Genomic DNA, 13,029 nt, shown 5'->3' with positions numbered 1-13,029 from the left:
GTGAAACGTCCTGACCCTGTGCGCGGATCAGAAGCCGATAGAGGTAAGGTATTCGCGGTTCGCACGCGCGTCGTCGATGGGCCGCACGTCAAGCGTCGGATCACAGTCCTGTTCAACCGTGCACCAGCCGTCGAAACCCGCGCCCAAAAGCACGTTTCGTACCGCCGGGAAGTCAACGTCGCCCTGACCGAGGTTGCAGAAGATGCCCTGCCCACAGGCTTTGTAGAAATCGGTGCGGTTGGCCACGACATCCGCCTTCACCGCAGGATCAATGTCCTTAAAATGCATGTAGGATATCCGGTCGATATGGCGCTGCATGAACGCCACCGGATCGAACCCGGCATAAGAGTGGTGGCCGGTATCGAAGCAGATCTTGAGTAGGCTTGGATCGACTTCATCCAACAGGCGTTCCAGTTCCGGCTCGAAGTCAATGAACCCGGCTGCGTGGGCATGGATCGAAGGGATCAGCCCATACTCCTCCGCGCCAATCTTGGCCGCTGTTTCAATGCGCTGCACAAAGGCGCGCCATTCATCCGCCCCCATCTGCTCGGCCTCATCCGCCCGACCTGCGGTGGGCGCACGGCGGGGCGAAATGGAATCGATCAGCACGAAATGTTGCGCCCCATGCGCGGCAAGCGCCTTGGCTGTGCGGTTCACCCCGTCCAGCACATCGTCCCATTTGGTGGCGTCATGAAACGGGCGGAACACCACGCCGCCGATCAGTTCCATGCCGAATTCGGACAGTGCCTCGCCCAGTTCTACCGGGTCTTCGGGCATGAAGCCCACCGGCCCCAGTTCGATACCGGTATAGCCCGCCTCCGCGCAGTCGCTCAGCACCTGCCGCCAAGGCGGGTTGCGCGGGTCGCCTGCGAATTCGACACCCCAGGAACAGGGGGCATTGCCGATGCGGATGGTCATGCTGTGGTCTCCTGAAAATCGCTGACGTTTGTCCATCCGCCCCCATTGGCAGAGGCGTGGATGGCTTCGATCACCTCGGCAACGGCAAGCCCATCGCGGAAGGTGGGCCAGACGGCCTCTCCGGTGTGGATGGCGGTGAGAAAGTCCTTGGCCTCGATAATGATCTGGTCCTGATAGCCGGTGCCGTGGCCCGGCCCCTGGCAGAACGGAAGGTAGTCAGGATGCGCAGGTCCGGTGAGGATCTTGCGAAAGCCGCGTGTCGCCTCAGGCCCTTCGGCGAGGTACAGCCAGACGGCGTTCTGGTCTTCCTGATCAAACCGGATCGCGCCCTTCGTGCCGGTGATCTCATAGGCATAGCCCATCTTTCGGCCCGTCGCGATGCGGCTGGAATAGATGTGGCCCATGACGCCAGAGGCAAAGCGCACCATGATCTGCGCGTGGTCGTCATTGTCCACCTTGCCGCCGGGGCGGGAGGTGTGCACGGTTTCGAGATCCGCGCAAACCTTGGCCACTGGCCCTATCAGCGCAAGGGCGGCGTTGATCGGATGCGGGGCAAGATCGCCCATATTGCCATTGGCGAGTCCCGTGCAGCGCCAGTTGAAGGGCGTTGATGGGTCGGACAGGAAGTCTTCGGTGTGTTCGCAGCGGAACCATGTGACATCGCCGATGGTGCGTTCGGCCAAGAGCTGGCGGACGAACTGGCTGGCCGGAGTGCGGATATAGTTGAAGCCGATCATGTTCGGCACGCCCGCCGCCTCGGCCGCTTGGACCATCGCGCGGGAGTCTTCCAGCGTATCTGCCAATGGCTTTTCGCACAGCACCGGCTTGCCTAGCGCGATGGCAGCTTCAGCGATGGCGCGGTGGGTGTCCTGTGGTGACGCGATCACCACGGCGTCGACCTTGGGGTCTGTGACCAGCGTTTGCCAATCGGAGGCAGCGCGGTTGAAGCCAAAAGAAGCGCGATACCGTTCTGCACTGGCGAGGCTCGAGGCGGCGATCATCTCAAGACGGGGGCGCAAAGGCGTGTCGAACACGGCAGCAACAGACGACATGGCAACGGCATGCGCCTTGCCCATGTAGCCCCCGCCAATGATCCCAATTCCGATCTCGGACATGGAGTCCTCCCTGCATCTTGCAACCGGTTGCAAAATCTGTATCGTCCTGTTCAAACCCGTGCAACTCAAAACGAGTGTGACCATGAAAGATCTGGCCCGGCTCCGCGGCAAAGGCTTCCTCGTGATTGGACGCGCAGGGATGGATCTTTATGCCGATCCACCGGGCACGGAAATCGAAGACGCCGTGCAGTTCACCGCAGCACTTGGTGGATCGTCAGCCAACATCGCCGCGGGTCTTTGCCGAATGGGCTGCGACGCGGCATTGGTCACCTGCGTGTCGGATGATGCGGTGGGGCGTTACTGCCTGAAACAACTGGACAATTACGGGATTGATCGTCGCTTCGTGCGGTCGGTCGCAGGCGAAGCGCGCAACTCGCTGGCTGTGGTGGAAACGCGGTTGGAGAACACGCAGTCGGTGATCTACCGCAACAACGCCGCCGATTTCGCGATGACGATGCAGGATGTCGACGCCCTGCCCTATGCCGGGTTTTCGGCGCTGATCACCACAGGCACGGTACTGGCAGCAGAACCCTCGCGCAGCGCCACATTCCATGCGTTCGAGCGTGCAAATGCAGCTGGGGTGCCCGTGATTTTCGACGTGGATTACCGGCCCTATTCCTGGGCCTCGGCGCAGGAAGCGTCTGATGTCTATTCCCGCGCTGCCGCGTTGTGTGACATCGTCATCGGCAATGATGTGGAGTTCGACTTCATGGCCGGAGCCGAAGGCCAAGGGCTTGAGAAAGCGCGATCTTTACTGAACGAAGGCGCGCAGATCGTCGTCTACAAGATGGGCGAACTGGGCGCGATCACCATCACGCCTGAGGGCGAGACACGCACCGGCATTTTCGAAACCCAAGCGCTGAAACCCACCGGCGCGGGCGACAGCTTTATGGCAGGCTTTCTTGCCGCGCTGGCCGAGGGCCAGACCGTCGCGGACGCGGTGCGCAAAGGCTCAGCCGCTGCTGCCATCGTGGTGTCGCGCGTGGCGTGCGCGCCTGCCATGCCGACCCCTGACGAAGTGACCGAATTCATGGCGCGCTCTACCATGCGCCCCGCCTGACAGGAGGCTTTATGCACATCCCCCCCTTTGACAACGCGAACCAACCGATCGTTGATGTGGACCACCCGCTGGTGCCGCTCAATTACTTTAACATCGTGAAGCTGAAGGCGGGTGAAACGTACGATTACCAGCTTGAAGCGTACGAAACCTGCATCGTCCCCGCGACCGGGACGGTGACGGTCGAAACGGCGGGCGAGACATTTGCCGATATCGGCCATCGGGGCGCAGACGTGTGGGATGGCGATCCGGAGGGCGTCTATGTGCCGACCGGATCAGGTGCCCGGATCACTGCGCGCACCGACACCGAGGTGTTTATCGCAGGTGCAAAATTTGCAACGGCCTTGCAACCCTTTGCAATCCGCAAGGATGACTTGGACCTCGTGCAATACGGGAGCGACGACACCAAGACCCATCGTAAGATCAAGCACATCCTTGGGGCCAACCACCACGACCGCGTCGGGCGGCTGCTCGTGTCCGAGTTGTTCACTGTTGGCGCTGGCGGCTGGTCGGGCTTCCCGTCGCACAAGCATGATACGGACCGCCTCCCGGACGAGACGCGGCATGACGAGACGTACAATTTCCGATTCAAACCGGACTACGGGTCGGGTCTGCAAATGCTTCAGCGGGTCGATAACGAGCCGGGGGATGCGTATCACATCATGAACGGATCGACCGTGTTGATCGATAAGGGCTATCACCCCTGCTGTGCGCTGCCGGGATACGAGATGTATTACTTCACCATCCTTGGCGGGCTGTCGCAGCGCTCGCTCAAGCAGTATTTCCAGCCGACCCATGCCGAGCAATTGCACACGATCCCCGGCATCATGGACATGGTGGCCAAGTTCAAATGACCCGCGCAACGCTGGCCGAGGTGTTGCAACCCGCATTGCGGGACGGATACGCCGTGGCCGGGCTGGTCTGCCTTGGCTGGGAGGATGCCCGCGCCTATGTCGCCGCCGCCGAGGCCGAAGGCGCGCCGGTCATCCTGCAGGCCGGACCGGGTGCGCGGACGCACATGCCCCTGCCTGTCTGGGCGGCGATGTTTCACGCATTGGCAGACGGGGCGTCGGTGCCGGTGGTGTCGCATCTGGATCACGGGACCAGCGTTGAGGAATGCGAAGAGGCAATTGCGCTGGGATTCACGTCGGTGATGTTCGACGGCTCGCGCCTTTCGTTGGACGAGAACATCGCACAGACACGGGCAATCGTGGAGATGGCGCATGCAGCCGGTGTGTCCTGCGAAGGAGAGATCGGGTTTGTGGGCTATGCAGACGGCGGGGAGTCCCACGGAACCGACCCGGTTGAGGCGGTCCGCTTTGCGGCTGAAACGGGCGTTGATGCAGTGGCCGTGTCCATCGGCAATGTTCATCTGCAAACCGAGCAATCAGCGCAGATCGACCGCGACAGGCTGGCCCGGATCGAGGCTATGACGGACGTGCCTTTGGTGATCCACGGGGGGTCCGGCTTGCCGCATGACCTGCGCCAAGACCTCGCGCGGAAGAGTGCCATTTGCAAATTCAACATCGGCACCGAGTTGCGCATGACGTTCGGCGGGGCTTTGCGCGGAACTTTGACGGCACGGCCTGATGTGTTTGATCGGATCGCAATTTTGTCGGCGGTGGAGGAACCGTTGACACAGAAAGCGCGTGAGGTCATCCGGGGATTGCGCTGATCCTCCGGGTTTTCACCTATTCAGCGTCGAACCAGCATCGCGCCTGCCCCGTGGGGGCGGTTCGGGCGCTGCCTTTGCTTGGCACAGGCATGGGACACTGCTTTTCAGAACAGCCTGTTCAACCTTTGCGGAAGGCTGTCATGATGGTAGCGCTCGACCCAGTAAAGGACCAAACCCTATGATCGCCTATGTCACAGTTGGTGCAGATGACATCGAACAGGCCAAACGGTTCTATTCGGCGTTCCTACCTGCCCTTGGCTATGGCATGACCCAAGGCTCCGAAGGGCTGAGCTATGCGCTGCCGGTCCCGCCGGGCCAATCGCCCATTCACCCGGATTTCTACGTCAAACCCACGTTCGACGGGCGTCCCGCCTCAGCCGGAAACGGAACAATGGTGGCGTTTGAGGCCGCTGATCAGGCGCAGGTCCGCGATCTGCACACCGCCGCGTTGGCTGCAGGTGGGTCCGATGAGGGGCAACCGGGTTTTCGAGCTGACTATGGCCCGCGTTTCTATGTGGGCTATTTGCGCGACCCGCAGGGCAACAAGATCGCGCTGTTTTCAAGCAATCCGAGCGATCCCAGCCGGGACGACTAAGACCGGACGCAATCTGCATCAGCTCTCGAGCGCCGCACGGAAGGCATCGAACTCGCTGTCAGAGATCGGAACGCAATGCTCGGGCGCCGGATATGCGCCGGTTTTCACATCCGCGATAAACTCTCCGAAGGCCGCGATGCGTTCGTCTTGAAGGCGCGCGAATTCCGACGCGAAGTTGCGATATCGCTTGGCGTGACGCGGTTGTTTGTTGGTGCCGTGGCCCAGCACGTCTTCGGCAAAAAGGTATTGCGCATCGGCATGTGCGCCGGCCCCCATGCCCAGCATCAGAAGCGGCGTATTCCGCGCGATGAGTTCCGCCACGCGATCCGGCACGACTTCAAGCTCTGCGCCGAAACAGCCGATTTGCTCCAGCCGTTTGACATGGTCCCAGACCGCCTTGGCGCTGTCTGCTGTTTTTCCCACCGCCTTGAAGCCGCCGGTCCAGGTGCATTGCGACGGGATCAAGCCGACATGAGCCACCACCGGGATGCCATTGTCACAAAGCAGTTTCTGGATGTCGAGCGAGGCCGAACAATAGACGCAATCTCCACCGCTCTGCATCGCGGCATGGGCCGCCCGCAGGTAATCCTCGCCGGTGCAAAGCTCACCGTAAAGCAAGCCGACCTGAACAAAGCACTCCCCCGCCGCCGCGCGCATGGCGGGCGTCCAGAACGGCGCGATGATCGACAACATGTCGATCCCTGCCGCCGCTGCAGCGCGGGCCTCGTCCGGGGTTTCGACAAAGAGCATGGTCAGCTTTTCGCCCCGCGCCTTGCGCGCGCGCAGGTCAGCGACCGTGGGGCGGTTGTGATACATGCCCACCGTCAGACCTCGATCAAAACGCGGCCACCTTCGACCTTGGTTTTGTAGGTGTTCAGGTTCACGCAGGCGGGGGCGCGTTTGGCCTCTCCGGTGCGGTAATCGAAGGTGGCGTTGTGCTTGGGGCACTCGATTTCGTATTCCATCACCAGCCCGTCTTCGAGATGCACATGCTCGTGCGTGCACAGGCCATCGGTGCAGAAATAGTCGCCATCTGGGCTGTGATAGATGGCAAAGGTGCGGTCTTCGTGATCGAAGCGGATCAGGTCTTCTTCGTCGATGTCATCGGTCGCACAGGCGTCGATCCAGGGCATGCTGGGCCTCCTTCGTGGTCTGTTGGGTCTTGGGTTATTCGGCAGCAGCGCCGAGGGCGGCTGCGTGGAAATCCTCGCGATAGGGTTTCGCAGTGGGCGGCAGATCGCGCTTTAGGAACACGTCCTCATAAGCCAACTGACGGCGAAGGATCGGCAGGATTTCTCTGTAGGCCTGCCACATCGACGTATTGGCCGCAGGCAAGTCGTGTTTGATCGCCGCATGCAGGTCGGGCAGCCGGTGATAGGGCACCATCGGAAACATGTGATGTTCGACGTGGTAGTTCATGTTCCAATAGATGAAGCGCGACACCGGATTGATATAGACGGTGCGCGAATTCAGCCGGTGGTCAGTGACGTTGTCGGCCAACCCTGCATGTTGCATCACACCGGTCAGCACATGATGCCATGCGCCGTAAAGCCGGGGCAGACCGATCACCATGAGCGGCAGGATCGACCCCATTGCCAACGCCAACGCAATGGTCGCGGCATAGATCGCGACCCAGATGCGGGCAACGCGGATGACCTTGGGCTGTTCCTGTTCTGGGATGTAGTCGGCCTCTTCCGGGTGAATGCGGCCCGACGCGTTATAGAGCATCCGTTTCCAGCCGTCATAAGCGTCGAAAATCCCGAGGAAATTCACCGCAATCCGGAACAGCGCAGGAGGACGCATGGCAACGATTTCGGGGTCGCGGCCAACGATGATCGTGTCGGTGTGGTGGCGTGCGTGGCTCCACCGCCAGGACACCGGGTTGCGCACCATGCAGAAGCTGGCGATCTGGTAAAGCCAGTCGTTGTAGTGGCGCGTCTTGAACGCCGTGCCGTGGGAACATTCGTGCCAGCGCGAGTCCATGGCCGAGCCGTAAAGCACGCCATAGGCCAGCCAGAACGGCGCGCTCCACCATGACGACCAAAAGGCGATGCCGATACCCGCCAGGCCGATCATGCTGGCGAAAAGGAGGATCGTGTCGCGGATCGCGGGCTGATCAGACCGTTTCATCAGCTCTTTCATCTGCGCTCGAGGAATGTCGGTGTGATACCACTCTGCCGCCGCAAGCCCGGTTTCGACCGCATGGCGGGCATTTGGCCCCAGCAGGGAATAATCGCGTTTTGCCATGATCCTTGGATCCGAATTTGGGTGTGTTGGAGGTCACGTTACGGGGGAACACCGATCCGGCAAAGGTTTTGCAAAGCAAAAGCCATCAGTTTACATCAGTTCAGACCCTTTCATTGATGGATTTACATCATGCCGCGACACCCAACGCTTCGGGATCTTGCCACAGCCGCTGGTGTCGGTGTGGCAACCGTGGATCGCGTGGTGAATGGGCGGGCCAATGTATCCAAGCGCAGCATCGCACGTGTTTTGGAGGCCGCCCGACAGATTGGCTATCCCCTGCCCGATCACGCATCGCATATGCAGTTGGCTGACCGGCCGGCGCTGGAGCTTGGCTTTGTGCTGCACAAACCGTCGCAAGCGTTCTATCAGCAGTTTGCAACAGAGATCAGGGCGGCCTGTGACGCCCAGTCCGAGGCCAACGTCACGCCACACATCCACTTCTCGCCGTCCCAAGCGCCTGATGATTTCGCAACGGCCATCCGATCCGCCGCGGCGCATAGCACGGCTGTCGCTGCCACAGCCATCAACCACCCCACGATGATCCGACTGGTGGAAGAGCTTGCCGATCAGAGTGTTCCGGTGTTTTCCCTGCTCAATGATTTCGCGGGCCGGGCGGGTGCTGGATATTTCGGGCTGGACAACATGAAGGTGGGGCGATTGGCGGGGTGGATGATGGCAACCCAGTTGCAGCGCCCTTGCCGCGTCGCTGTAATGGTGGGTGGCGCGAGATGGCACGGTCAGGGGTTGCGCGAGACCGGCTTTCGCGCGGCGTTGCGCGAGCACGGTCCGCAGATCACGATCACCGACACGAGCGTCAATCTTGAGACCCGGCAAGTCACCTATGAGGCGACGCTCGACCTGTTGCAGCGCCATGGCGATCTTGCCGGGATCTACGTGGCCGGTGGCGGGATGGAAGGCGCAATTGCAGCACTGCGCGAGGCGCGCCCGCCGGGCAAGGTGGCGTTGATTGTCAATGAACTGACCGAAGACAGCCGCGCTGCCTTGGCTGATGGCTATGGGACGATGGTGATCGCAACGCCATTGCGGGCGCTGTGCACAATGTTGGTCGCAACGATGACCGGAACGGCGCTGCATGGGAGCGCAGCGGTGCAGAAACCAGCACTGTTCGATCCGCAAATCTATCTTCCCGAGTCCGTCTGACAGACCATCAAGCGACGTGTCCCTCTGTGGCCCTCGGACAACAACCTGTCCGAGGGATGATCGGTTTCGCCTAAAGCGCCGCCTGTCCTGTCCGTTGAAGTGTCTGAACGAGCCTCTTTCGAATGGGACCAGCGACAATGACACCGGCTGCCAGACCCTGCCAATCGCATCCCTATACACGAGGCACAGAGGCTCTGACGGCTTGCCCCCTCAGAATTCGAAACCGCTAAGCCGCTCGTAGATTCGGGAACCGACATCACATGCCCATCGCAACCGAACTCAACATCGCACAGACGACTGATGCGTCCCTGGTCGCTGATACGATTTTCGGGCCCGGCATTACGGTTATATCGTCCACCCTGACAGGCACGGCGGGCCAGACCGGCATTTACAGCGATGGCCTTACAACGTCGCCCGGCGTTGTTCCAAGCGACAGCGGTGTGATTTTCTCGACCGGTAATGTCGCGGATTTCACGAATTCCAGCGGCACCACAGACACAAATACGCTGGAAGGAACGAGTACCGTCCATGGCGGTGCGGGCGACCCAGACCTGACGACGATGTCTGGCTACACAACGTTCGACGCTGCCATTTTCGAAGCTGTCTTTATCCCAGACAATGACTTCCTGACGATGCAATTCGTCTTTTCGTCGGAAGAGTATCTCGAATTCGTCAATAGCGGTTTCAACGACGTTATCGCCGTCATGATCAACGGGAGTGTTGTCGAACTGACCCCGACCGTGGAAGCGGTTTCGATCGACACAGTCAACACAACAGTCAATTCCAACCTCTACGTCGACAACCCTGCGGCATCCGATTTTTACAACACCGAGATGGATGGCTTCACTATCACGATGGCGTTGAAGGCCCCGGTCAATGCCGGGGTCGAGAATACGATCAAAATCGGTGTCGCCGATAGTGGAGATGGCGAACTCGATTCCAACTTCCTGATTGCCGCAAACAGTCTGCAAACCGTTGCTATCGCCTTCGCGGACGAAATCGAACTCGAGCCAAACAGCCCAGCGGTCCTCGACGTCCTTGCGAATGATACCGATTACTCGGGCCAAGGGCTGACCATTACAAAGATCAACGGTGTTGATGTCGTGGCGGGCGACACAGTCACGTTCGGCACTGGCGAGGCTGTCACGCTCAACTCCGATGGCACCTTCTCGGTGGTGACGGATGGCGACCTGACTGCGTCGACATTCACTTACGAAGTGATTGACGGCAACGGCATCACGGATGTCGGCTATGTCACGGTCACAACAGCAGCGGTGCCGGACCCAGATGGGTATGTAAACGGAACCACCGGCGCTGATCTGATCGACGTGAATTACACAGGCGATCCTCAGGGAGACCGGGTCGACAACAACGATTCCCTTGGTGTGCTAGGCACAAGTGGCGACGGTGACGTCATAAACGGCTTTGAAGGCCGAGACACCATTCTAGCCGGTGCCGGTGATGATATCGTCGATGGCGGAGCGGACGCGGATGTCATCGACGGTGGCACAGGCAATGACACGCTGGACGGCGGCATCGGGTTTTCCCCAATCAGCTATCTTGATGTGGCCAATGGGCAGAGCGCCAACGGCAACTCCGGCGGCAACTATTTCCAGTGGCTGGCTGAGCCGTTCTCGAACGCCACGATTTCGCTGGACGCGGGCACAGATGGTGACCGCACAGGCGACGGCGTGGCAGACTATATCCTTGTTGCCACCACGAACTCCACCAACACGCTGGCCGTGCGCAGTTTCGATTACGGTTTGGACAAGATCGTCCTGCCTGAACGCTATGTCGATTTCTCGTTCAGCGCGACGCGCAGCAGCGACAATGACTACAGCGTAACGGTCAAGATCGCCTATGCGTCCGGCAACAGCCAGACCTTCAACATCGAAGGCGAAGGCGTGGCACCGACAGTGGACAACATCTTCACCACGACCCTCCCCAGCAACGAGACCGGGGCCAATGATCTCATTGCCGGCGGAAGCGGTAATGACCTGATCACCGGCAATGACGGCGATGACACGCTTTTTGGCGGAACAGGCGAAGACACGATCTTCGGTGGCACCGGGGCGGACTCTATTGATGCTGGCGGCGGGGCAGACACGATTTATGCCGGTGATGGCGATGATGTTGTCACAGATGACACTGGTGTGTCCCCTGAAGGCTGGGCCGATGTCGTGGATCTTGGCGACGGCAATGACGTTTTCATCGGGACCGGCTATTATTCCAACGACGACGATTTGGTTTTCGGCGGCGCAGGCAACGACACGATCACCGTACAGCAGAGTTATGACACTGTTTACGGCGGTGACGGCGACGATCTGATCAATTCCACAAGTGAGTTGGTCCAATTCGGCGACCAGTTGCACGGCGATGCGGGCAACGACACGATCAACGCCGAAACCACCCACGACACGATCACCGGCGGGTCGGGCAATGACCTGATCGATGCCGGTGGTGGTGCTGATGTAATCGCCGGCGGCGGCGGTGCCGACACGATTTCGGGCGGTTTGGGCAACGACACGATCCATGGCGACACGCCGGTGGATGTGGCGATCTCTCTGACCGCGCCGGTCGTTGGCGCGGGCGTGCAGGACTTTGGGTCGGACAGCTATCACTTCGGGTTTGGCGCAACTGTCGGCGGAACGTTGACCTATACGCTGGAAACCGAGATCGGAGAGACCTACACACTCACCTTCGATCTGGAGCATGTCGGCACCGAACAGGGCGCACATGTCCTGCAAATCGGCAATCAGACCATCACCATCCCAGCCGATATGGTGGGCGCGCAAAGCTATACCCACAGCTTTACCGCGACCGACACGACCACAACGATCGTCATCGAGGACGCCACGCCCAACGGTGATACAGTCAACGCCAACTCTGACGTGGCTTTGACGAACCCTGTCCTGTCGATAGTCGACATGGGCGCGGATGGTGCAGACAGCATCGATGCAGGTGGCGGCGATGACCTTGTCATTGGTGGTGCTGGCAACGACACCCTGACAGGCGGCGACGGTGACGACACCTTCGTCTATGCCCCCGGCGATGGTTTTGACACGATCAGCGATTTCAACGTCGGTAATTCCGGAACGCTGACAGATGGCGACAGCACCAACAATGACCGGGTCGACCTGTCGGCCTATTACGACGATATCTGGGAACTGACGTCGGACTACCGGGATGACGGCATCCTGAACCAGTCCAATGACGGGATTGGTGGCGCGGATTACAGCGACAACACCCCATTTGGCGATGGCGGTTTGGTGTTTACCAACGGCGTTGCCAGCACCAGCTTTTTCAATGTCGAAAACACCGGTGTGGTGTGTTTCGTGTCCGGCACCCGCATCCTGACCGAAACCGGAGAACGGTTGATTGATACGCTTCGGGTCGGTGACCGTATCGTCACGCAAGACAATGGCGTGCAGGTCTTGCGTTGGATCGGTCGGCGGTCCGTCAGTCAGCACGATCTTGTTCGAAACCCAAAACTGCTGCCGATCCAGCTTTCACCAAAGCTGACTGGCGGCGAAAGCTGCCTTGCCGTTTCACCGCAGCACGGGGTTTTGCTGCAGATAAATGGCGAAGAGCGGCTTGTCCGCGCCACTTGGCTTGCGGATATGCAAGGTGGTGCAGCACGGATCATGACAGGCCGCCGAGAGGTCACCTATCTGCACCTGATGTTCGACCAACATCAGATCGTGTTCGCCAATGGTGCAGCCTCAGAAAGCTTTTATCCCGGCAAATTCGCCTTGGCCGCGGTTGCGCCCACCGCGCGGCGTGAGATATTCGCCCTGTTCCCTCGACTTGATGTCTCAGAAGCGCAGGCGAGCTATGGAGCATCGGCACGGGAGTTTGCCCCGCGGAATGACTTGCCCCGACACCTTCGAGATTTGAAAAGGCACAGTCACCGACATCGCGCCTCGGAACCGATCAAGACGCCGCCATGTGTTCGCACATTGTCGCCGCAGCCAGTTCAGTCTTCGGTTTGCTGAGGCATTGTTTCCAAAATCGAATGAATAGAACACAGCCCTGCCCAAGTCGTTCAGAATTCTAGCCGCAATTTCCAGATACTGAAGGGTTTGGGGAGCGTCTTGATCGCTATCGCCAGCCGACGCCCGGGCGCCCCCCAGACCCGAAGTTCAGTACTGGAGCGTACGAGTTGATGATCGGTGCACGGTGTCAGGCAGACAGAAGGCCAACAGGTTCGTTGCTGCCCTTAAAGCTGCACGCATTTGCGTCGTTAACAAAAATGCGCAGT

11 protein-coding genes are annotated in these 13,029 nt (G+C 60.0%); 6 read left to right on the top strand and 5 right to left on the bottom strand.

Annotation, left to right across the window (positions count from 1 at the left end):
* Positions 1 to 27: 27 nt before the first annotated feature.
* A complete protein-coding gene (locus tag MCRY_RS05820) occupies positions 28 to 918 on the bottom strand; it encodes a TIM barrel protein (RefSeq protein ID WP_085628550.1) in 891 nt (296 codons plus the stop codon).
* Positions 915 to 2,033 (bottom strand): Gfo/Idh/MocA family protein, encoded by a 1,119-nt coding sequence (locus MCRY_RS05815; RefSeq protein ID WP_085628549.1) that lies wholly within the window; start codon positions 2,031 to 2,033, stop codon positions 915 to 917. The genes MCRY_RS05820 and MCRY_RS05815 overlap by 4 nt, the downstream gene beginning before the upstream one ends.
* A gap of 82 nt (positions 2,034 to 2,115) precedes the next feature.
* Here MCRY_RS05815 and iolC point away from each other — a divergent pair, with 82 nt between their 5' ends.
* From iolC to MCRY_RS05795, 4 genes are all read left to right on the top strand, one after another.
* Entirely contained in the window at positions 2,116 to 3,093 is a 978-nt protein-coding gene (gene iolC, locus MCRY_RS05810) for a 5-dehydro-2-deoxygluconokinase (protein ID WP_085628717.1), read from the top strand.
* 11 nt (positions 3,094 to 3,104) lie between these two features.
* A complete protein-coding gene (locus MCRY_RS05805; RefSeq protein ID WP_085628548.1) occupies positions 3,105 to 3,944 on the top strand; it encodes a 5-deoxy-glucuronate isomerase in 840 nt (279 codons plus the stop codon).
* On the top strand, positions 3,941 to 4,765 hold the full coding sequence (locus MCRY_RS05800; RefSeq protein ID WP_085628547.1) for a class II fructose-bisphosphate aldolase: 825 nt from the start codon (positions 3,941 to 3,943) through the stop codon (positions 4,763 to 4,765). The genes MCRY_RS05805 and MCRY_RS05800 overlap by 4 nt, the downstream gene beginning before the upstream one ends.
* A gap of 178 nt (positions 4,766 to 4,943) precedes the next feature.
* Positions 4,944 to 5,360: a VOC family protein gene (locus MCRY_RS05795; RefSeq protein ID WP_085628546.1), complete on the top strand. Its 417-nt coding sequence runs from the start codon at positions 4,944 to 4,946 to the stop codon at positions 5,358 to 5,360.
* An 18-nt stretch (positions 5,361 to 5,378) separates the two neighbouring features.
* Here the strand turns inward: MCRY_RS05795 and MCRY_RS05790 are convergent, their stop codons facing one another.
* Genes MCRY_RS05790 through MCRY_RS05780 form a run of 3 tightly spaced genes read right to left on the bottom strand, consistent with a single transcriptional unit; the run spans position 5,379 to position 7,607 of the window.
* Positions 5,379 to 6,176, bottom strand: coding sequence for a 3-methyl-2-oxobutanoate hydroxymethyltransferase (locus MCRY_RS05790; RefSeq protein WP_085628545.1), 798 nt, complete (start codon positions 6,174 to 6,176; stop codon positions 5,379 to 5,381).
* A gap of 8 nt (positions 6,177 to 6,184) precedes the next feature.
* On the bottom strand, positions 6,185 to 6,493 hold the full coding sequence (locus tag MCRY_RS05785) for a MocE family 2Fe-2S type ferredoxin (protein ID WP_085628544.1): 309 nt from the start codon (positions 6,491 to 6,493) through the stop codon (positions 6,185 to 6,187).
* Positions 6,494 to 6,527: 34 nt separating this feature from the next.
* Positions 6,528 to 7,607: a fatty acid desaturase family protein gene (locus MCRY_RS05780; RefSeq protein WP_085628543.1), complete on the bottom strand. Its 1,080-nt coding sequence runs from the start codon at positions 7,605 to 7,607 to the stop codon at positions 6,528 to 6,530.
* Between the two features lie 129 nt (positions 7,608 to 7,736).
* Between MCRY_RS05780 and MCRY_RS05775 the strand changes: the two genes are divergently transcribed.
* A complete protein-coding gene (locus MCRY_RS05775; protein ID WP_085628542.1) occupies positions 7,737 to 8,768 on the top strand; it encodes a LacI family DNA-binding transcriptional regulator in 1,032 nt (343 codons plus the stop codon).
* Between the two features lie 260 nt (positions 8,769 to 9,028).
* Positions 9,029 to 12,763 carry a choice-of-anchor L domain-containing protein gene (locus MCRY_RS05770; RefSeq protein WP_085628541.1) on the top strand — a complete coding sequence of 1,245 codons (3,735 nt, stop codon included), beginning with the start codon at positions 9,029 to 9,031 and terminating at the stop codon, positions 12,761 to 12,763.
* Positions 12,764 to 13,029 lie beyond the last annotated feature (266 nt).

The organism is Marivita cryptomonadis (assembly GCF_002115725.1).
Lineage (GTDB): Bacteria > Pseudomonadota > Alphaproteobacteria > Rhodobacterales > Rhodobacteraceae > Marivita > Marivita cryptomonadis.
The sequence above is the reverse complement of the archived record's forward strand: the minus strand, read 5'-3'. Positions and strand labels throughout refer to the sequence as shown.

What these genes read in the sequence shown, in the direction of transcription:
- MCRY_RS05785 (WP_085628544.1), bottom strand. Translation starts at nt 6,493, where the DNA reads ATGCCCTGGATCGACGCCTGTGCGACCGATGACATCGACGAAGAAGAC.
- MCRY_RS05805 (WP_085628548.1), top strand. Translation starts at nt 3,105, where the DNA reads ATGCACATCCCCCCCTTTGACAACGCGAACCAACCGATCGTTGATGTG.
- MCRY_RS05815 (WP_085628549.1), bottom strand. Translation starts at nt 2,033, where the DNA reads ATGTCCGAGATCGGAATTGGGATCATTGGCGGGGGCTACATGGGCAAG.
- MCRY_RS05770 (WP_085628541.1), top strand. Translation starts at nt 9,029, where the DNA reads ATGCCCATCGCAACCGAACTCAACATCGCACAGACGACTGATGCGTCC.
- MCRY_RS05775 (WP_085628542.1), top strand. Translation starts at nt 7,737, where the DNA reads ATGCCGCGACACCCAACGCTTCGGGATCTTGCCACAGCCGCTGGTGTC.
- MCRY_RS05795 (WP_085628546.1), top strand. Translation starts at nt 4,944, where the DNA reads ATGATCGCCTATGTCACAGTTGGTGCAGATGACATCGAACAGGCCAAA.
- MCRY_RS05820 (WP_085628550.1), bottom strand. Translation starts at nt 918, where the DNA reads ATGACCATCCGCATCGGCAATGCCCCCTGTTCCTGGGGTGTCGAATTC.
- MCRY_RS05790 (WP_085628545.1), bottom strand. Translation starts at nt 6,176, where the DNA reads ATGTATCACAACCGCCCCACGGTCGCTGACCTGCGCGCGCGCAAGGCG.
- MCRY_RS05780 (WP_085628543.1), bottom strand. Translation starts at nt 7,607, where the DNA reads ATGGCAAAACGCGATTATTCCCTGCTGGGGCCAAATGCCCGCCATGCG.
- MCRY_RS05800 (WP_085628547.1), top strand. Translation starts at nt 3,941, where the DNA reads ATGACCCGCGCAACGCTGGCCGAGGTGTTGCAACCCGCATTGCGGGAC.
- iolC (WP_085628717.1), top strand. Translation starts at nt 2,116, where the DNA reads ATGAAAGATCTGGCCCGGCTCCGCGGCAAAGGCTTCCTCGTGATTGGA.